The organism is Ruegeria sp. HKCCA4812 (assembly GCF_013034245.1).
GTDB lineage: Bacteria > Pseudomonadota > Alphaproteobacteria > Rhodobacterales > Rhodobacteraceae > Ruegeria.
In genome coordinates, this window is record NZ_WQFQ01000001.1 from 453,521 (window position 1) to 470,807 (window position 17,287).

Sequence of the window (17,287 nt, forward strand, 5' to 3'; positions counted from 1 at the left end):
GCTCAAAAAGCGTCGTGGCCGACGCACCAAGAGGAAAACCGAATGTTTGATTTGACAGGTAAAAATGCGCTGATCACCGGTGCTTCGGGCGGTATCGGAGGCGACATTGCACGTGCGTTGCACGGTGCTGGCGCAGCGGTCGGATTGTCCGGTACACGAGTCGAGCCATTGCAGGCTCTGGCAGACGAACTGGGCGAACGCGCGCATGTGTTGCCTTGCAATCTGAGCGATCCGGAAGCCGTAGAAGCGTTGCCAAAGCAAGCGGCCGAGGCGATGGGATCGGTGGATATCCTGGTGAACAATGCGGGTATCACGCGCGACAACCTGTTCATGCGCATGTCCGATGAGGAATGGCAGAGCGTTATTGACGTGAACATGACCTCGACGATGAAACTGTGCAAAGGTGTGATCCGCGGCATGATGAAGTCACGGTGGGGCCGGATCGTGAATGTCTCGTCCGTGGTGGCCGCAATTGGCAACCCGGGGCAGGCCAACTATGCTGCGTCAAAAGCCGGGATGATAGGGTTTTCCAAGGCTTTGGCTCACGAAGTGGCAACGCGCGGAATTACCGTGAATGCCGTGGCACCGGGTTTTATCACGACTGCAATGACCGAGAAGCTGACCGAGGAGCAGAAAAAGGGTCTGTTGCTCAAGGTTCCGGCGGGCCGCATGGGTGAACCCGAAGAAATTGCAGCGGCTGTTCTGTATCTTGCCAGCCCCGAAGCGGGTTATGTTACCGGAAGCACCTTGCATGTGAACGGTGGTATGGCCATGTTGTGATCGCCACAGGGGCAGCGCGAAAGCGTTTGCCTCTTGCGTCGACTATGCTATAGGCGGCGCATCTAAGCGGGGCCGGTTGTTCAGGTCGGCCTTCGACTTCCCGGTTCGCCGGGACCCAAACCGCCCGAAACGGGCAAATCAAAGCCAACCCGTGCGGGCAAGGGCAGAATCGGGCAGACCGCCCTGTAAAGGAATGAGGAATAGACATGAGCGACGTCGCAGATCGCGTTAAGAAGATCGTTGTTGAGCACCTGGGTGTTGAAGAAGATAAAGTCGCGGAAAACGCGTCCTTCATCGATGATCTGGGCGCAGACAGCCTGGACACCGTTGAACTGGTCATGGCCTTCGAAGAAGAGTTCGGCATCGAAATCCCCGATGACGCAGCCGAGACCATCCAGACCTTCGGCGACGCGGTCAAATTCATCAGCGAAGCGTCCTAAGCGTTTCCTTCTGATCAAAAGCGGCGCTTCCGGGCAACGGAGGCGCCGTTTTTTTATGCCCGCTCAAAATTCATGCTTGCGCGTGCATTTTCGGATGCGCACTGTTTCCATTGAGGCAAAATTCAAAGTGGACAGGGCATGATAAGATCCACTCCCATGATAAATACCGCGCGTTTGACGCTGTGTGCCATGCGCCCGGAGGACTTTGACCGGTTCGCCGAGATCTGGAGAGATCCGTGCGTCGTTCAGCATGTTGGCGGCTCACCCCGATCGCGCGGAGAGGCATGGGATTCCTTTTTGCGCAATGCCGGGCATTGGCACATGGCCGGGTTTGGACAATGGGGTGTGCTGCAACAATCGAATCGAAAGCTGATCGGACAGGCCGGTTTCTTTTACGGAAACCGTGAGATGGGCGATGATTTCGACGGCTTTCCCGAGGCGGGCTGGGTTCTGGCGCCCGAGGCGCAGGGGCAGGGCCTGGGGTATGAGGCGGCCAAGGCAGCGCATGACTGGTTTGACCGGGTGATTCCCGGGCCTTTGGTTGCGATGGTGAATGCGTCCAACGCCTCGTCGCAGAAGCTTGCCAAAAAGCTGGGCTATGTATTGATGCGGGAAGGGGTGTATAATCAAACCCCGGTGCATTTGCTTCGGCGCAACGGCCCACCTGCGCTCGCGTAAATCCGCCAACTTAACACTATGCCGCAAAATGGCCAAACTGTGCCGATCCCGGTGATATTGGGAGGGCGTTCAAGGTGTATGCTTCCGGGGATTTTCAGAGCGATTGAGCGGAGGACCGAGCTCATGAGGATATACCCCACTATGGAATTGCAGAACGGCCGGTGTGTCACGTTAGACAAAGGTCGTTTGGACAACGCTATGATTTGGCATGTAAACCCAGTCGAAACAGCGCGAAGCTGGGCCGAAGCGGGTGCCGAATGGATGCATCTGACCGATTTCGACGCGATCGAAGGCAAGGATACCAACGTCGAATTGATTGAAGAGATTATCCGCGCGGCCGAAATCCCGGTTCAGTTGGCGGGGGGTATGCGGACCCGCGAACAGGTCGAACGCTGGATCGACAAGGGCGTCGGTCGCGTCGTGATCGGGACGCTGGCAGCGCGCGAACCGAAACTGGTCAAGGAATTGGCCACGCTCTACCCGGATCAAATCGTGCTGTCGGTCGATGTCTGGCAAGGTTATGTAATGACGGATGGCTGGCGCAGCCAAAGCGTATTCACGCCCGAAGCGTTTATCGACGCATTCGAAGGAGCGCCATTTGCTGCTATCGTGGTGACGGATATCGACAGCGATATGGAGGACGTCGAGGCTCAGCTTGGCCTGATCTCGGGGCTTGCCAGCCATTCGCGCACCCCTGTGATAGCGAGCGGGGTTGTACGTACCGCGGATGACATCTCGCGGCTGGCCTATATTCCCAATATCTCGGGTGCAATCGTGGGACGTGCACTGTTTCGAAAGACACTTGACCTGACGGATGCACTGGAAATGGCAAAATCGGCGCATGAGCCGGTGGCACAGTTCCAATAAACACGCTTCGCCCTTTCAACTAGATCCGTGAAAGGGCGGGCACCGATTTCCGTAACCCACAGCGGTACTGCTTCGATTGCCCGGCGGCGGGAAGCCCGCCTGAAATCGCCGTTGCTCTTGCCCCCGCACCCCGGGCCGGGGTAAGAGCGGTTCTCATAACAGGAAGCAGGCAAGAGGCACTTCATGCGCAGAGTCGTTGTAACCGGTCTTGGATTGGTCACTCCTTTGGCCAGCGGGGTCGAGGAAACCTGGTCGCGGCTGCTGGACGGAGAGTCCGGCGCTGGTCCCATCACGCATTTTGATGCGGAAGGCAGTGGTGTCGCCACGACCTACGCCTGTGAGGTGCCCCGCGGGGATGGAACCAATGGGACCTTCAATCCCGATGACTGGATGCCGCCGAAAGAGCAACGCAAGATCGAGGACTTTATCCTGTATTCCATCGCAGCCGCGGAAATGGCCTGCAAGGATGCGAACTGGTTGCCGGAAGATGAAGAGGACCGCCTGCGAACAGGTGTTCTGATCGGTTCGGGCATCGGGGGGTTGGGTTCGATCGCGAATACCGCCAATCTGATCCGCGACAAGGGCCCGCGCCGGGTTTCACCGTTCTTTATTCCGGGCGCTCTGATCAACCTGGCATCAGGTCAGGTGTCGATCCGGCACGGCTTCAAAGGGCCGAACCATTCGGTCGTGACGGCGTGTTCCACCGGTGCCCATGCAATCGGTGACGCCAGCCGTATCATTCGGGCAGGTGACGCAGACGTCATGGTTGCAGGTGGCGGCGAAGGTTGCATCTGCGAAATCGGCATCGCCGGGTTCAACGCATGCAAGGCGTTGTCGACCAAATATGCAGACAACCCAAAGGCGGCTAGCCGACCCTATGACGTTGACCGCGACGGATTCGTCATGGGCGAAGGTGCGGGCATCGTCATCCTGGAAGAGTATGAACACGCGAAGGCCCGCGGTGCGAAGATCTACGCCGAGGTGCTGGGCTATGGCATGTCGGGCGACGCATATCACATCACGGCACCGTCCGAGGATGGTGACGGGGCAGAACGTTCGATGAAAGCCGCGTTGCGCAGCGCGGGGCTGGAGCCGAAGGACCTGGATTACATCAACGCCCATGGCACCTCGACCATGGCGGATACGATCGAACTGGGTGCGGTCGAACGTCTGCTGGGAGACCACGCCGCGAACGCCACCATGACGTCGACCAAATCGGCAACCGGGCACCTTTTGGGTGCAGCGGGGGCGATCGAGGCAATCTTCTCGATTCTGGCGATCCGCGATCAGGTCGCACCTCCGACGATCAACCTGGACAACCCCGCGGTGGAGACACCGATTGATCTGGCCCCGAACGCCAAGCGTGAGCGCGAGATCAACGTGGCCCTGTCGAACTCGTTCGGGTTTGGCGGCACCAATGCCAGCGTGATCTTCGGAAAGGCCAACTAAATGTGGCGGGCCATTGCTTCGAACGCGCTGACCATTCTGGTGGTCGGCCTGTTCCTGATGGGTGGACTGATCCTTTGGGGGCAGACCCAGTACAAGGCCGAAGGCCCGCTTGAAACCGCGATCTGCCTTCAGGTCAGAAGCGGATCGAACATGACACGTGTCAGTCAGGAACTGGAAGAGCAGGGCGCCATCCGCAGTGCCACGATCTTTCGGATGGCCGCCGATTACACGGATCGGGCACAGCAGTTGAAAGCCGGCAGCTTCCTGGTGCGGGAAGGCGCGTCGATGGAGCAGATCATCGACGAAATTACCAGCAGTGGTGCCAGCACCTGTGGATCCGAGATTGAGTATCGTATCGGTGTGACGCGTGCTCAGACCCGTGTGCGTGAGTTGAACCCTGCGACCCTGGATTTCGTCGAAATCGCGTCGTTCGATCCCTTGGAAGACGAGGTGCCTGAGGCCTATACCGAGAAACGCAACGAGGCGGACACCCGTTACCGCGTGTCGCTGGCCGAAGGTGTGACCTCGTGGCAGGTGGTCCAGGCGTTGAAGGCGTTCGACGCTTTGACAGGTGAGGTGACCGAGATCCCGGCCGAAGGGATGCTGGCGCCTGACAGTTACGATGTTGTGGCGGGCCAGGACCGTACCGACATTTTGCAGGCGATGCAGGACAAGCAACAATTGCGGATCAATGCCGTTTGGGAAAGCCGTCAGGACGGGTTGCCGCTGCAAAATCCCGAAGAAATGCTGATCCTTGCGTCGATCATCGAAAAGGAAACCGGAGTTCCGGAAGAGCGCGGGCAAGTGGCCAGTGTTTTTGTGAACCGGCTGAAACAGGGGATGCGGTTGCAGACGGACCCGACCGTCATCTATGGCGTCACCAAAGGGCAAGGCACGTTAGGGCGCGGGCTGCGCCGCAGCGAGCTGAACCGACCAACCCCATGGAACACCTATCAGATAGACGGTTTGCCGCCGACGCCGATTGCCAATCCGGGCTTGGCCAGCCTTGAAGCTGCTGTTGCGCCGGATGACACGAATTTCGTGTTCTTCGTTGCCGATGGCACGGGCGGCCATGCATTTGCCGAAACCTTGCAGGAGCACAATCGCAATGTCGCCAAATGGCGCGAGATTGAGGCAGAGCAGAATTCGGGAAATTGATCTGAACGAAAAATGGTTTCGTCCATCGTGTTGCGCCAACGCCGGTCATTGAACCGGCGTTGGCTTTTTTGTGTTCCGATCTTAGGCCGCCGGACGTCTGCCGCGTGGACGACGCCGTTTGTTTGCTGCGGGTTTTGACCCCGCGTCGGCGGGTTTGGGTTTGAACCCCCGGCGAGGGTTGTTCGGGCGGCGCGCCGGTTTTTCAGGTTGCACAGCTTCGGGCATCGCGCCACTGGCAACTGGAATCTCGATCTTCATTAGCTTTTGAATCTGGCGCAGCAGATCAACTTCTTCCGCGGAACAGAAGGCGATGGCTTCGCCTTCGCGCCCTGCGCGGGCAGTGCGCCCGATACGGTGGACGTAGTTGTCAGGTACCTCGGGCAGGTCGAAGTTGATCACGTAGGCGACGCCCGGGATGTCGATGCCTCGGGCGGCAACGTCGGTGGCCACCAGAATGTTGATGTCACCCGCGCGGAACGCCTTGATCGCGCGATCACGCTGACCCTGGCTTTTGTTGCCGTGGATGGATGCGGCGTTGTAGCCATCGGCCACAAGCCCTTTCATCAGCCGTTCCGCGCCATGTTTGGTGCGGGTAAAGACCAGTGTCAGGGCATCCACGTCCTTCGACAGGATTTCACGCAGCTTGGCTGGTTTCCCGGGTTTGGAGACGAAGTGCAGAGATTGCGTAATCTTGTCTGCGGCTTTGCCCGGAGGCGAGACCTGCACCCGTTGCGGGTTGGTCAGGTAAGCGCGGCTGAGCTCTTCCATCTGCTTCGGCATGGTGGCCGAAAACAACATGGTTTGGCGTGGGGCGCCCAGTGCCGGAGCGATTTTTCGCAGCGCATGGATAAAGCCCAGGTCAAGCATCTGGTCTGCTTCGTCCAGCACCAGATGGCGCACCGCTCCGAGGTTTACCGCGCCCCGCTCCATCAGATCTATCAGGCGGCCCGGTGTGGCGACCAGAATATCGGTGCCACGGGAAAGGAACATTATCTGCTTGTTGATCGATTGGCCACCGACAACGGTGGCCACACGCAGCTTGGTGCCTTTCGTCAAGGTGCGGAGGCTGTCGGCGATTTGATTCACAAGTTCGCGGGTGGGCGCCAGGATCAGTGCTTTGGCGGTTTTCGGGTCGGGCTTGCCGGGTTGGGCCAGAAGGTGATCGATCAGAGGCAGGCCAAAAGCCAAGGTCTTTCCGGTGCCGGTTTGCGCCAGTCCCAGAATGTCGTGACCATTCAGAGCAAGTGGAATCGCCTGGTTCTGGATTGGGGTGGGTTGAGTGAAATTGGCGCGTTTGAGTGCCTCGTTCAGTGCCGGGGCAAGGCCCAGCATATCAAAGTCGAACAAATAACTATCCTTTGCAGCCCGGAGCGTTGGCCCAGGGACAGATCATGAAGGGTCGCGCGTTGGCGACCGACAGGGGTTGTGCGAGACCTCGGGACGAGCAGGCGTATCCTGCGCCATCCGGCCGCCGCGTCAAGAACCCTGCGTGATGGGGAACTGGAATGATGAGTTGGCGCTGTGGGGCGGACGAGGTCCGCTTGAACTCACGCATCAGCGCTGTGATGTGGGGCACATGAGGGTTCCGCCATGAAATGTCAAGCGCTGGCAAGCCTTCAGGTGGTCTACTGAGTCGAATAAGGCACTGTTCGCGGCACCAGACTGCCATTGAATTACAGCGTAAAACCAACGGCCCTGTTGATCGCCATTCCAGTATTCACGGCCTGATAGGTTGGAAATGGCATCCTCTCGGCAGTGTGAATGTCGCGTCGGATCCAGTTTTGTGCTTCCAATTGGTGAAGGGATGAGGACAGCGCCCGATCTGTAATGACCGTAAGACCTGATTTGATGGCCGAGAAACGATGAGGGGTACCTGTCAACGCCAGAACTGGCACAGTCCAGGATTTTCGTAGCAGTCTGATTTCATCCTCAGAGCGGGCGGTAGTAATTATCTTGCTGGCGATCGTGGCAGCCTCGGTTCCGAATGGCGTAAGTCGAAATTCTGGACGCAGAGGGTGCCCATGTCCGGGGTTTCTTTCGATCATTCCAAGTTCAATAAGATGAGAAAGGCTGGCTGCAAAGGCCGTTCGGCTTGCGTCGGTCGCTGCCAAAAGCGGGGCTTGCCGGCCCGGAACTTTGGCGTGCAGCAGGGCAAGAATTTTCAGGGACCAAGCCCGCGATGTCAGCTTGACAAGTGTATTTATGTCCATAAAGTATAGTAAATATATTTTTCAAAAAGGAAAAGCCTTATGTCGCTCGTTTCATTGAAAAACACCATCACACTTGCGATGTCCGTTCGGGATCGACATGCCAGTGCGGAATGGTACGCCGCCAAGCTGGGATTTGAGCTTATCCACCACATTGATGAAGCGGGATGGAGCGAATTGCGAACCAATGTCGACCGTGTCACTTTGGGACTGGGCGAACAGGCCGAAGCCTCTCCGGGGAATTGCGTGCCTGTCTTCGAAGTCGCGGATATCGCGGAAGCGCGCGGAAAGTTGGAACTTGCGGGTGTGGAATTTGACGGCGAAACGGACACGATTGAGGGTATGGTCAGCACGGCAACGTTTTATGATCCGGATAGGAATGCGCTGATGCTGGCGCAGGATTTGACAGGCCAGAGCTGAGAGTAAGAGGTAAAGGAAAACTCAACACAGCGACCGCTGCGTGTTGCGTCGACGTTGCGCAACTCATTGACTTTGAGCACTTAATACCGTATAGGTTGTGACATGCTAGAGGAAGTGGGCAACGGCCCCGGGGCGACCCGGTGGCCGTTTTTTGCTTCTCTCGTGCGGAGAAAACTCACGCATGAGGTCACAGGCAAACATGACTTTGATTACCCCGGAAGAGCGGATTTCCCAGACGGCTGAATTGTTGCAGTCGCTTGAGAGGTCCATTCGCGATCTGCGGCAAGCGGCGGAAGACCTGCGCAAACAGATCGGAGCCGGGGAGGATGCAGATCTTGCTGGTTCAGCCAAGCAACTCGGGCAGTTAGAGGGGCTGATCCGAAGTTGTCAGAAAGTGGAGACAAGCTTTGTCGAACAACATCACAGACAAGCCGGAATTGCCCAAGGAGGGTACGCGCTCGATCTTCACCGAGCTCGGTTTGAAGTCGGGTGCAGGCTGGCTCGCCTCCGTGCCTGTTGCGGTGCAGAACAGATTTCTGAGTGAGATCGGGGAGGGAGGGCTGTGTGCCCTCCCTTTCCTGTTCGAATTCTGGGCGCTGCCGCATCAGCTGCCACCCGAGGGCGACTGGCGGTCCTGGGTGATCATGGGCGGACGCGGTGCGGGCAAAACACGCGCCGGGGCCGAGTGGGTACGGTCGATGGTCGAGGGGTCTTTGCCGTTGGATGGGGGCAAGGCCTGTCGGGTGGCTTTGGTTGGTGAGACCTTCGATCAGGTACGCGATGTGATGATTTTTGGCGATAGCGGGATTTTGCAATGCTCGCCGCCGGATCGTCGGCCGGTGTGGAAGGCATCCGAGCGCAAGCTGATCTGGCCCAACGGGGCCGAGGCGCAGGCCTTTTCGGCGCATGATCCTGAGGGTCTGAGGGGGCCTCAGTTCGATGCGGCATGGGTGGATGAGTTGGCCAAGTGGAAGAAGGCCGGCGAGACCTGGGACATGCTGCAATTCGCGTTGCGGCTGGGTGAGCGGCCGCGGGTCTGCGTAACCACGACGCCGCGCAACGTGAAGGTGCTGAAGGATCTGCTGGCCTCGCCGTCCACGGTTCAGACCCATGCGCCGACCGAGGCAAACCGGGCCAATCTGGCGGACTCGTTCCTGCAAGAGGTGCGTGCGCGTTATGCGGGCACGCGTCTGGGGAGGCAGGAGCTGGACGGGGTGTTGCTGGCCGATGCCGAAGGGGCGTTGTGGACAGGCTCGATGCTGGATGCGGCGCGGGTTGAGGCAATGCCCGAGCTGGATCGCATCGTCGTTGCGCTGGACCCGGCGGTGACGGCGGGATCAAGCGCCGATGCCTGCGGGATCGTGGTGGTGGGCGCGCAATTGCAAGGCCCGCCCGAGGACTGGCGCGCCTATGTGCTGGCTGATCGGACGGTGCAGGGCGTTGGCCCGGTGGGCTGGGCGCAGGCGGCAATTGACGCGATGGACGAGTTTGGCGCAGAACGGCTGGTGGCCGAGGTCAATCAGGGCGGGCAGCTGGTGGAAGAGGTGGTGCGGCAGGTGGACCCTCTGGTCCCGTTCCGGGCGGTGCGGGCCTCGCGCGGGAAGGTGGCGCGGGCAGAGCCGGTGGCGGCGCTGTACGAACAGGGGCGGGTGCTCCATGTGGACGGGCTGGAGGCGCTGGAGGAGCAGATGTGCCAGATGACCGCGCGCGGGTTCGAGGGGCAGGGCTCGCCCGACCGCGTCGACTCGCTGGTCTGGGCGCTGCATGAGTTGGTCGTGGGGCCTGCGGGGGCGTATCGGCGACCCAGGGTGCGGATTTTGTAAGCCCAGTGCGGCAAACACATCAAGCGCTTTGGACAGGGGCGAGTTCATCTGGCCATCGTCTGGGGTGTTCAGAGACAATCAGCAGAACGTCAGCCCCGGCCAATACGGTTCGAATATCGCGTATCAAATCCAGGTTGAGGCGGTCGATTTCGCGCGCGAAAACGGAACGACATGGGTCGTAGTAAACAGTCACTAAATGGGATCGGCCCAGTTTGGTAACAGACAGATCCCGGATCCGCCCGCCATCTTCAATGAGAGTTGCACGTACGGCGCGGCGCGCGGTCGCAATAGTGGCGGGGCTGGCGCTTAAGCCTGCGAGCTCGCCCAATCCGCCTTTGAATTCACGGATATACGCCCCGAGGGCCAGCAGGCAAAGCAGTAGGACAATCACGGAGTCCCCGATCGGAGCGATCAAGGCAAGTGGTCCTTCCCTGAAATAGTAGATGGCAGCCAAGCCGATGCCTGCCGCGGCAGTGATCATCCCGTCAAAAAGCGCCGCTTTGGCCTCCAGTCGCAGGATTGCGCTGTTTCGTCCGATGCGACGCCAGGTGAAATGATGAAAGGCCCAGAGCAAGGTGCAGGTCAGCCCAATACCTGAGAAATAGAGGATCATTGGCGCAAAGCTCAGTGGCTCGGGGGGCAGGCCGTTCAGATAGTTGTAGATGCTTTTGAGGGCGCTGGTGATCGCAAACAACACAAGACCCAACAGGGATAGAGAGCGGAGTGTTGAAAAGATGGCTTCGTCTGCGGCATAGCCGAACGGTCGTAGCTTGTCGGGTCCGGCATCAATTCGTTGGCTGATCCTTCGGCCGAGAACGGCTGAAGTAAAACCGATCAGTGAGAACAGTCCGTCCATCATGATCGCGTTCGAATTCGATAGAATGCTGGCCAGGATTCCTGCGGCACCCATGAAGAGATTTCCCCCCATTGCCACTACGAGTGCGCGGCTTTCCAGTCGTTTTCTGATGGCCAATTCTGGCTGGGTCATTCGATCGGTCCCGGATTGCTTTCAGTACTTCTACCAATAGCCATCCATTCGGAATTGGCCACCCACTTTGCTTGTTCGTGTTGCCCAACCCCCGTACGCCCCATTCCTGAGGCTTAAACTTCTTTCCGTCATAACTCCTTTCAACAAGCCGGGCAGAGCGGCGGCAGAAAGGAGCACAGATGGTATTCGATTTCTTGCGTCGTGGATCGGCTGAAGCGGCGCCCGAGGCAAAAGCAAGCGCGGCTGGGCCGTTGGTGGCGTGGCAGACGGGCGGGCGCGTAGCCTGGAGCCCCAGGGACGCGGTGTCGCTGACGCGGACGGGGTTTTCAGGGAACCCGGTGGGGTTTCGTTCCGTCAAGCTGATTGCCGAGGCGGCGGCGGCTTTGCCGTTGGTGTTGCAGGATCCGGCGCAGCGGTTTGATACCCATCCGATCCTGTCCCTGATGCGTCGTCCGAATGCGGCGCAGGCGCAAGCGGAGTTGATGGAGGCCTTGTTCGGGCAGTTGCTGCTGTCGGGCAATGCCTATGTCGAGGCGGTTCAGGCAGAGGAAGGCCTGCCGGTCGAGCTGCATGTGTTGCGCTCGGACCGGATGAGAGTCGTGCCGGGGGCGGATGGATGGCCCAAGGCGTATGACTATGCGGTTGGCGGCAAGAAGCATCGGTTTGCGGCGGAAGCCATCTGCCATATCAAATCGTTCCACCCTCAGGATGACCACTATGGGTTCTCGCCGATGCAGGCGGCGGCGATGGCGATTGATGTACATAACAGCGCGTCGCGGTGGTCGAAGTCGCTGTTGGATAATGCGGCGCGGCCTTCGGGGGCTTTGGTCTGGAAAGGCGATGGCCACGGGGTGATGGCCGAAGATCAGTTCCGGCGCCTGTCAGACGAGATCGAGGCGAACTATCGCGGGGCGCGCAATGCAGGCCGTCCGATGGTTCTGGAAGGGGGGCTGGATTGGAAGCCGATGGGGTTCTCTCCGTCCGATATGGAGTTTCAAAAGACCAAGGAAGCCGCCGCCCGCGAGATCGCGCTGGCCTTCGGTGTCCCGCCGATGCTGCTGGGGATTCAGGGTGACGCGACCTATTCGAACTATCAGGAGGCCAACCGGGCGTTCTATCGTCTGACCGTTCTGCCCTTGGTGACGCGGGTGGCGGCGGCGGTGTCGGAATGGCTGGTGGGCTTTACCGGTGAGGATTTGATGTTGAAGCCCGATCTGGATCAGGTGCCTGCGCTGTCCGCAGAACGGGATGCGCAATGGGCGCGGGTCAATGGGGCCGACTTCCTGACCAACGCCGAGAAGCGCGCCTTGCTGGGCCTGCCGGAGCGTGCGGATGGGTGAGGGGTATCCCTCGTTCGAGTGCGCGCCGGGTCTGCGTCTGGCCGCGCATGAACGGGTGGCCGAGATCCAGCATGCGCATCTGTGTCGGCGTCTGGATCAGATCGAAGAGATGATGGAGCGGCTGGAGCGTCGGCTGTGGCTGACGGTTTATGGCGTGGCGGCGGTGATCCTGGCGCAGGCGTTTCAATCTCTCTTGGTGGTATCGCCATGATTTCAATGGGTTACGTGGAGAAGTTCATGGATTTGGAGCACAAGTTCGCAAGGTTCGGTGACGGTTTGTCGGTTACGGATGATGCGGTAATCGAGGGCTATTCCAGCCTGTTTGGGCAGGTCGATCAGGGCAGTGACGTGGTGCAGCGTGGCGCCTATCGGGGTTCGCTTGACAGGCTGGCCAGGGCGGGTCAGCGCGTCAAGATGCTGTGGCAGCATGATCCGGCCCAGCCCATCGGCGTGTGGGACGAAGTACGCGAGGACGACAAGGGCCTGTGGGTCAAGGGGCGTCTGCTGGAGAGCACGCAGAAGGGCCGCGAGGCGGCAGAATTGATCCGGGCAGGTGCGATGGATGGTCTGTCGATCGGCTACCGCACCAAACGGGCCGTGAAGAATGACAAGGGCCAGCGGGTCCTGACCGAACTGGAGCTGTGGGAGGTGTCATTGGTGACCTTCCCGATGCTGCCCAGTGCGCGGGTGGCGGCGAAGGGAAGGACACCTGACGCCGAGGAAGCCCTGCGCTGTATTGCCGACGTATTCAACGATGCCCGGCAGGAGCTGGCGCGGAACTAGCGCGCCTCAAAACCACTCAGAACAGGACATGCTGATGAGCAAGACCGAAACCCCGGCCTTGACCGGAGAGGGTGCGCCCCTGGTTCAGGAGGTGAAGCAGGCGATGGCTGGCTTCGTGAATGAATTCAAGGGATTGAAAGCCGAAGTTAATACCAAACTGCTACAGACAGAAGAGCGACTGACCATGCTGGATCGTAAATCAACAATCGCGGTACGCCCGCATCTTGCCGCTTCGATCGAAGACGGAGCCCCGCATCAGAAGGCATTTGACGCCTATGTGCGGTCCGGCGAAGATGACGGGCTGCGTGGCCTCGAGATGGAGGCCAAGTCCCTGTCAACAGCGGTCAACAGCGATGGTGGCTATCTGGTTGATCCGCAGACTGCCGAGACGATCAAGTCGGTTTTGAACTCGACCGCCTCGATCCGTTCGATTGCATCGGTCGTGAATGTCGAGGCAAATTCGTTCGACGTGCTGATCGATCACACCGATGTAGGTGCGGGCTGGGCTGACGAAAACTCGGCCACAGCGGAAACCGGAACACCGTCGATCGATCGCATCTCGATCCCGCTGCACGAGCTGAGCGCGCTGCCCAAAGCGTCGCAGCGTCTGTTGGATGACAGCGCCTTCGACGTCGAGGGCTGGCTGGCCGGGCGCATTGCCGACAAGTTTGCAAGCGCCGAGGCGGCCGCATTCATCAACGGCGATGGCGTCGACAAGCCCAAGGGGTTGATGATCCACCGAGCGGTTCCGAATGATGGCTGGTCCTGGGGCAGCCTTGGCTATGTCGCGACCGGTATTGATGCGGGTATTGATGCGGATGCGATTGTCGATGTGGTTTATGCGCTGGGCGCGCAGTACCGGGTCAACGGGACCTTCGTGATGAATTCGAAGACCGCAGGTGTGATCCGCAAGCTGAAGGACAGCGATGGCCGCTTCCTGTGGTCCGATGGTTTGGCCGCAGGTGAGCCGGCGCGTCTGATGGGGTATCCGGTTCTGATCGCCGAGGACATGCCGGATGTGGCAACCGACAGTTTCTCGATTGCCTTTGGTGACTTCCAGGCTGGTTACACCATTGCCGAGCGTCCTGATCTGCGCGTGCTGCGCGACCCGTTCAGCGCCAAGCCACATGTCCTGTTCTACGCGACCAAGCGCGTCGGCGGCGATGTCAGCGACTTTGCTGCGATCAAGCTGGTGAAATTCGGCACCGCCTAACGCGGGCTGAATCCGGGGGGCCCTGGCCCCTCGGACGGCGGGCGCGGGCCGGAGTGAGATCCTCTGCGTTGTCTAGCTGCTCCCCTCCGTCCGAGCAACGTGGGGCGGCGCGTGCCCGCCAATTTCCAAAGATGGGGCCCTGGAGGGGTCCGAGATTGCGGAGTGAGTGGATGATGTTGATCGAAGAGACCGCCATCGCGGATGCGGCGCTGCCGGTGGATCAGTTCAAGGCGCATCTGAGGTTGGGCACGGGCTTTGCCGAAGATGATGTGCAGAATGAAGTGTTGAAGGGGTTCCTGCGAGCCGCCATCGCGGCGATCGAGGCGCGCACTGGCACGGTTCTGATCACACGGGATTTCTCGTGGAGTTTGAACAGGTGGCGCGACCCGTCGGGCGAAGTTCTGCCTGTGGCCCCGGTGGTTTCAGTTCAGGCCGTGACGCTGACTGACAAGCAAGGAGCCGAAACAGTTGCGGACGCCGCGACCTATCGCCTGGAGCATGATAGTCAGCGGCCCCGGATCCGCCCATTGGGATCCAGCCTGCCTGCCATCGAAACGGGTGGTTCCGTAAAGATTTCGTTTGTCGCGGGGATGGCGCAGGATTGGGGCGGGTTGCCTGCCGATCTTGGGCAAGCCGTGCTGCTGCTGGCGGCGCATTACTATGAATACCGGGATGAAACCTCATTGGGCGCTGGGTGTATGCCCTTTGGTGTCACCAGCCTGATCCAGCGCTATCGCATGGTGCGTTTCGGGGCGGGGGTATCGCAATGAATACGCCGCATCTGAACCGTAAACTGGTGCTGGAGGCGCCAATGCGAAGTGCTGATGGGTCGGGGGGCTATACCGAAACATGGGCTGCGATGGGGACACTGTGGGCCGAGGTGACGGCGCGCAGTGGCGCCGAACGGCAGATCGCCGGAGCGTCCGTTTCGCGTGTCGGGTTCCGCATCGTGGTACGCGGAGCGCCCATGGGGTCTTCGATGCGCCCCGCGCCAGATCAGCGGTTTCGCGAGGGAAATCGCTGTTTCGTAATCCGGGCCGTGGCCGAGCATGATCCGCGCGGCAAGTTCCTGACCTGTTTCGCAGATGAAGAGGTGGCGGCATGAGCTATGGCGTTTCCGCCGCTTTGCAGGCGGCCGTGTATCAACAGCTTTCAGCGGACGCAGCAGTCAGCAGCCAATCGGGGGGCGCGATCTATGATGCCGTACCTGCGGGAACCGTGCCGCAGACCTATGTGACGCTGGGCCCCGAAGAGGTGCGTGACGCGTCGGACCGAACAGGCGCGGGCGCGATACACCGCTTCACCGTTTCGGTGGTGTCCCAGGAGGCAGGGTTCGGTGCTGCCAAAACACTGGCCGGCGCGGTGTGTGGCGCGCTGGAAAATGCGCCACTCAACCTGGTTCGCGGGCGTTTGGTGGGGCTGTGGTTCGAGCGGGCCTCGGCCCGGCGCACCGGGACCGGCGGCACCATCCGCCAGATCGACCTGAAGTTCCGCGCCCGCGTGGAAGATGACTAAGCAATCAACGGAGAGAGCACATGGCTGCCCAGAACGGAAAAGACCTGTTGGTCAAAATGGATATGAACGGTACCGGCCTGTTCCAGACCATCGCGGGGCTGCGGGCCACGCGCATAAGTTTCAATGCTGAAAGTGTGGATGTCACGAGTCTGGAAAGCCAGGGTGGATGGCGCGAGCTTTTGTCCGGGGCGGGGGTCAAATCGGCTTCGATCTCTGGCTCTGGCGTGTTCAAGGATGCTGGCACGGATGAACGCGCGCGGCAGTTGTTCTTTGATGGCGAAACTCCGGCCTTTCAGGTCATCATCCCTGATTTCGGGATTGTAGAAGGCCCGTTCCAGGTGACCAGTATCGAATATGCGGGCTCGCACAACGGTGAGGCGACCTATGAGATGAGCATGGCTAGTGCCGGTGCTCTGACCTTTACGGCGCTTTGATCCGATGGCCAATCCGTGGACAGGCGAGGTGGCGCTGACCATCGATGGCGAGCAGCGGGTGCTCAAACTGACGCTTGGTGCTTTGGCGGAGCTGGAGCAGGAGCTGAATGCTGGGTCGCTGGTTGAGCTGGTGCAGCGGTTTGAGGGCGGTGCGTATTCCAGTGCGGATGTTCTGGCGCTGATCGTTGCCGGTTTGCGGGGCGGTGGCTGGAACATTGCCCGGGCCGACCTGATGCATGCCGAGATCGAAGGCGGCCCCATGGCGGCCGCCAGAACAGCAGCCGAATTGTTGGCGCGCGCCTTCATGGTGCCGGAGGGCGCATGAGCGGGTTCGACTGGCCTGCCCTGATGCGGGCCGGATTTCTGGGGCTGCGACTGACGCCGGATCAATTCTGGCGTCTGACCCCGGCAGAGCTGCGGCTGATGCTGGGGCAGGGTTCCGGAGCGCCCGCAATGAACCGGGCGGGGTTGGACGCTTTGCTGGCCGCCTATCCGGACAAGACACAAGGAGAGCGTGATGACAGATCGTGACGGGTTTGAGGACCTGCAAGAACGAGGCGAAGCGCTGGGCGATTCCCTCGGCGATGCTGCGACTATGGCGGCGGCGTTTGACAGCCAGATGAAGCGCATCAGCGCCGCATTTGAAGAGACCGGCAAGGATGTCGCCACGCTGGAGCGCGGCATGTCCAGTGGATTGCGCAAGGCCTTCGATGGTGTCGTTCTGGATGGGATGAGCCTTTCCGGTGCGTTGGATATCCTGAGGAACTCGTTGATCCAAACGGCTTATGCGGCTGCGATCAAGCCGGTGACGGACCACTTTGGCGGCATGCTGGCCAACACGGTCGGCGGGTTGGTGAAGGGAATTCTGCCCTTTGCCGATGGCGGCAGCTTCAGCCAGGGCCGGGTGATGCCCTTCGCCAATGGCGGTGTGGTCAGCGGCCCGACCATGTTTCCCATGCGCGGCGGCACCGGGCTGATGGGAGAAGCCGGGCCAGAGGCGATCATGCCGCTTGCGCGCGGGGCCGATGGCAAGCTGGGCGTGCGGACGCAGGGCGCCGGGCCTGCCGTGAATGTGGTGATGAACATTTCAACACCGGACGTGCAGGGGTTCCGCCGCTCTCAGGGGCAGATTGCGGCCCAGATGAGCCGCGCGCTGGGGCGCGGCAATCGCAACAGGTAAATCAGGGAGCAG

22 protein-coding genes are annotated in these 17,287 nt (G+C 60.2%); 19 read left to right on the forward strand and 3 right to left on the reverse strand.

All coding sequences use genetic code 11. From position 1 onward, the window contains the following. The first annotated feature begins 42 nt into the window (after positions 1 to 42). From fabG to mltG, 6 genes are all read left to right on the forward strand, one after another. Positions 43 to 780 carry a 3-oxoacyl-[acyl-carrier-protein] reductase gene (fabG, locus tag GOW04_RS02260; protein ID WP_152458330.1) on the forward strand — a complete coding sequence of 246 codons (738 nt, stop codon included), beginning with the start codon at positions 43 to 45 and terminating at the stop codon, positions 778 to 780. A gap of 206 nt (positions 781 to 986) precedes the next feature. Beyond that, positions 987 to 1,220 carry an acyl carrier protein gene (locus GOW04_RS02265; protein ID WP_008756330.1) on the forward strand — a complete coding sequence of 78 codons (234 nt, stop codon included), beginning with the start codon at positions 987 to 989 and terminating at the stop codon, positions 1,218 to 1,220. A 138-nt stretch (positions 1,221 to 1,358) separates the two neighbouring features. After that, complete coding sequence (locus GOW04_RS02270) at positions 1,359 to 1,898, forward strand: GNAT family N-acetyltransferase (RefSeq protein ID WP_152458329.1); 540 nt, start codon at positions 1,359 to 1,361, stop codon at positions 1,896 to 1,898. A gap of 123 nt (positions 1,899 to 2,021) precedes the next feature. Next, a complete protein-coding gene (locus GOW04_RS02275; RefSeq protein WP_152458328.1) occupies positions 2,022 to 2,765 on the forward strand; it encodes a HisA/HisF-related TIM barrel protein in 744 nt (247 codons plus the stop codon). A 183-nt stretch (positions 2,766 to 2,948) separates the two neighbouring features. After that, complete coding sequence (gene fabF, locus GOW04_RS02280) at positions 2,949 to 4,214, forward strand: beta-ketoacyl-ACP synthase II (protein WP_152458327.1); 1,266 nt, start codon at positions 2,949 to 2,951, stop codon at positions 4,212 to 4,214. Then, positions 4,215 to 5,372, forward strand: coding sequence for an endolytic transglycosylase MltG (gene mltG / locus GOW04_RS02285; RefSeq protein WP_171231425.1), 1,158 nt, complete (start codon positions 4,215 to 4,217; stop codon positions 5,370 to 5,372). It begins immediately after the preceding gene. An 81-nt stretch (positions 5,373 to 5,453) separates the two neighbouring features. Here mltG and GOW04_RS02290 read toward each other — a convergent pair whose 3' ends face one another. Both GOW04_RS02290 and GOW04_RS02295 read right to left on the reverse strand, forming a co-directional pair. Further along, complete coding sequence (locus GOW04_RS02290) at positions 5,454 to 6,719, reverse strand: DEAD/DEAH box helicase (protein WP_171231426.1); 1,266 nt, start codon at positions 6,717 to 6,719, stop codon at positions 5,454 to 5,456. Positions 6,720 to 7,045: 326 nt separating this feature from the next. Next, positions 7,046 to 7,582: a winged helix-turn-helix transcriptional regulator gene (locus tag GOW04_RS02295; RefSeq protein WP_171204960.1), complete on the reverse strand. Its 537-nt coding sequence runs from the start codon at positions 7,580 to 7,582 to the stop codon at positions 7,046 to 7,048. Between the two features lie 39 nt (positions 7,583 to 7,621). Here GOW04_RS02295 and GOW04_RS02300 point away from each other — a divergent pair, with 39 nt between their 5' ends. Further along, a complete protein-coding gene (locus GOW04_RS02300; protein ID WP_171204959.1) occupies positions 7,622 to 7,999 on the forward strand; it encodes a VOC family protein in 378 nt (125 codons plus the stop codon). A 479-nt stretch (positions 8,000 to 8,478) separates the two neighbouring features. Next, positions 8,479 to 9,822 carry a DNA-packaging protein gene (locus tag GOW04_RS02305; RefSeq protein ID WP_371814365.1) on the forward strand — a complete coding sequence of 448 codons (1,344 nt, stop codon included), beginning with the start codon at positions 8,479 to 8,481 and terminating at the stop codon, positions 9,820 to 9,822. 19 nt (positions 9,823 to 9,841) lie between these two features. On the opposite strand, the gene GOW04_RS02310 is transcribed toward GOW04_RS02305, so the two are convergent. Then, entirely contained in the window at positions 9,842 to 10,810 is a 969-nt protein-coding gene (locus GOW04_RS02310) for a cation transporter (RefSeq protein ID WP_171231427.1), read from the reverse strand. A gap of 179 nt (positions 10,811 to 10,989) precedes the next feature. Here GOW04_RS02310 and GOW04_RS02315 point away from each other — a divergent pair, with 179 nt between their 5' ends. From GOW04_RS02315 to GOW04_RS02365, 11 genes are all read left to right on the forward strand, one after another. Further along, positions 10,990 to 12,150, forward strand: a complete 1,161-nt coding sequence (locus tag GOW04_RS02315) for a phage portal protein (RefSeq protein ID WP_171231428.1) — start codon at positions 10,990 to 10,992, stop codon at positions 12,148 to 12,150. Next, positions 12,143 to 12,361 (forward strand): hypothetical protein, encoded by a 219-nt coding sequence (locus GOW04_RS02320; RefSeq protein WP_171231429.1) that lies wholly within the window; start codon positions 12,143 to 12,145, stop codon positions 12,359 to 12,361. Before GOW04_RS02315 ends, GOW04_RS02320 begins: the two co-directional genes overlap by 8 nt. A 26-nt stretch (positions 12,362 to 12,387) precedes the next feature. Beyond that, a complete protein-coding gene (locus tag GOW04_RS02325) occupies positions 12,388 to 12,933 on the forward strand; it encodes an HK97 family phage prohead protease (RefSeq protein WP_171231430.1) in 546 nt (181 codons plus the stop codon). 34 nt (positions 12,934 to 12,967) lie between these two features. Next, on the forward strand, positions 12,968 to 14,146 hold the full coding sequence (locus GOW04_RS02330; protein ID WP_171231431.1) for a phage major capsid protein: 1,179 nt from the start codon (positions 12,968 to 12,970) through the stop codon (positions 14,144 to 14,146). A gap of 170 nt (positions 14,147 to 14,316) precedes the next feature. Beyond that, complete coding sequence (locus GOW04_RS02335) at positions 14,317 to 14,916, forward strand: head-tail connector protein (RefSeq protein WP_171115395.1); 600 nt, start codon at positions 14,317 to 14,319, stop codon at positions 14,914 to 14,916. Then, positions 14,913 to 15,251 carry a phage head closure protein gene (locus GOW04_RS02340; RefSeq protein ID WP_171231432.1) on the forward strand — a complete coding sequence of 113 codons (339 nt, stop codon included), beginning with the start codon at positions 14,913 to 14,915 and terminating at the stop codon, positions 15,249 to 15,251. Before GOW04_RS02335 ends, GOW04_RS02340 begins: the two co-directional genes overlap by 4 nt. Further along, positions 15,248 to 15,661: a DUF3168 domain-containing protein gene (locus GOW04_RS02345; RefSeq protein ID WP_171231433.1), complete on the forward strand. Its 414-nt coding sequence runs from the start codon at positions 15,248 to 15,250 to the stop codon at positions 15,659 to 15,661. Before GOW04_RS02340 ends, GOW04_RS02345 begins: the two co-directional genes overlap by 4 nt. A 20-nt stretch (positions 15,662 to 15,681) precedes the next feature. Further along, positions 15,682 to 16,095, forward strand: coding sequence for a phage major tail protein, TP901-1 family (locus GOW04_RS02350; protein WP_170343937.1), 414 nt, complete (start codon positions 15,682 to 15,684; stop codon positions 16,093 to 16,095). Positions 16,096 to 16,099: 4 nt separating this feature from the next. Further along, positions 16,100 to 16,420, forward strand: a complete 321-nt coding sequence (locus GOW04_RS02355) for a gene transfer agent family protein (protein WP_152458312.1) — start codon at positions 16,100 to 16,102, stop codon at positions 16,418 to 16,420. Further along, a complete protein-coding gene (locus tag GOW04_RS02360; RefSeq protein WP_152458311.1) occupies positions 16,417 to 16,626 on the forward strand; it encodes a rcc01693 family protein in 210 nt (69 codons plus the stop codon). The genes GOW04_RS02355 and GOW04_RS02360 overlap by 4 nt, the downstream gene beginning before the upstream one ends. After that, positions 16,613 to 17,275 (forward strand): phage tail tape measure protein, encoded by a 663-nt coding sequence (locus GOW04_RS02365; protein ID WP_171231434.1) that lies wholly within the window; start codon positions 16,613 to 16,615, stop codon positions 17,273 to 17,275. Before GOW04_RS02360 ends, GOW04_RS02365 begins: the two co-directional genes overlap by 14 nt. Positions 17,276 to 17,287: the final 12 nt, after the last annotated feature.

Excerpts from the sequence above, each read along its gene's own strand:
- GOW04_RS02355 (WP_152458312.1), top strand. The coding sequence starts at position 16,100 with ATGGCCAATCCGTGGACAGGCGAGGTGGCGCTGACCATCGATGGCGAG.
- mltG (WP_171231425.1), top strand. The coding sequence starts at position 4,215 with ATGTGGCGGGCCATTGCTTCGAACGCGCTGACCATTCTGGTGGTCGGC.
- GOW04_RS02330 (WP_171231431.1), top strand. The coding sequence starts at position 12,968 with ATGAGCAAGACCGAAACCCCGGCCTTGACCGGAGAGGGTGCGCCCCTG.
- GOW04_RS02360 (WP_152458311.1), top strand. The coding sequence starts at position 16,417 with ATGAGCGGGTTCGACTGGCCTGCCCTGATGCGGGCCGGATTTCTGGGG.
- GOW04_RS02345 (WP_171231433.1), top strand. The coding sequence starts at position 15,248 with ATGAGCTATGGCGTTTCCGCCGCTTTGCAGGCGGCCGTGTATCAACAG.
- GOW04_RS02365 (WP_171231434.1), top strand. The coding sequence starts at position 16,613 with ATGACAGATCGTGACGGGTTTGAGGACCTGCAAGAACGAGGCGAAGCG.
- GOW04_RS02265 (WP_008756330.1), top strand. The coding sequence starts at position 987 with ATGAGCGACGTCGCAGATCGCGTTAAGAAGATCGTTGTTGAGCACCTG.
- GOW04_RS02310 (WP_171231427.1), bottom strand. The coding sequence starts at position 10,810 with ATGACCCAGCCAGAATTGGCCATCAGAAAACGACTGGAAAGCCGCGCA.
- GOW04_RS02275 (WP_152458328.1), top strand. The coding sequence starts at position 2,022 with ATGAGGATATACCCCACTATGGAATTGCAGAACGGCCGGTGTGTCACG.
- GOW04_RS02350 (WP_170343937.1), top strand. The coding sequence starts at position 15,682 with ATGGCTGCCCAGAACGGAAAAGACCTGTTGGTCAAAATGGATATGAAC.
- GOW04_RS02315 (WP_171231428.1), top strand. The coding sequence starts at position 10,990 with ATGGTATTCGATTTCTTGCGTCGTGGATCGGCTGAAGCGGCGCCCGAG.
- GOW04_RS02335 (WP_171115395.1), top strand. The coding sequence starts at position 14,317 with ATGATGTTGATCGAAGAGACCGCCATCGCGGATGCGGCGCTGCCGGTG.
- fabG (WP_152458330.1), top strand. The coding sequence starts at position 43 with ATGTTTGATTTGACAGGTAAAAATGCGCTGATCACCGGTGCTTCGGGC.
- GOW04_RS02325 (WP_171231430.1), top strand. The coding sequence starts at position 12,388 with ATGGATTTGGAGCACAAGTTCGCAAGGTTCGGTGACGGTTTGTCGGTT.
- GOW04_RS02295 (WP_171204960.1), bottom strand. The coding sequence starts at position 7,582 with ATGGACATAAATACACTTGTCAAGCTGACATCGCGGGCTTGGTCCCTG.
- GOW04_RS02270 (WP_152458329.1), top strand. The coding sequence starts at position 1,359 with ATGATAAGATCCACTCCCATGATAAATACCGCGCGTTTGACGCTGTGT.
- GOW04_RS02300 (WP_171204959.1), top strand. The coding sequence starts at position 7,622 with ATGTCGCTCGTTTCATTGAAAAACACCATCACACTTGCGATGTCCGTT.
- fabF (WP_152458327.1), top strand. The coding sequence starts at position 2,949 with ATGCGCAGAGTCGTTGTAACCGGTCTTGGATTGGTCACTCCTTTGGCC.
- GOW04_RS02340 (WP_171231432.1), top strand. The coding sequence starts at position 14,913 with ATGAATACGCCGCATCTGAACCGTAAACTGGTGCTGGAGGCGCCAATG.
- GOW04_RS02320 (WP_171231429.1), top strand. The coding sequence starts at position 12,143 with ATGGGTGAGGGGTATCCCTCGTTCGAGTGCGCGCCGGGTCTGCGTCTG.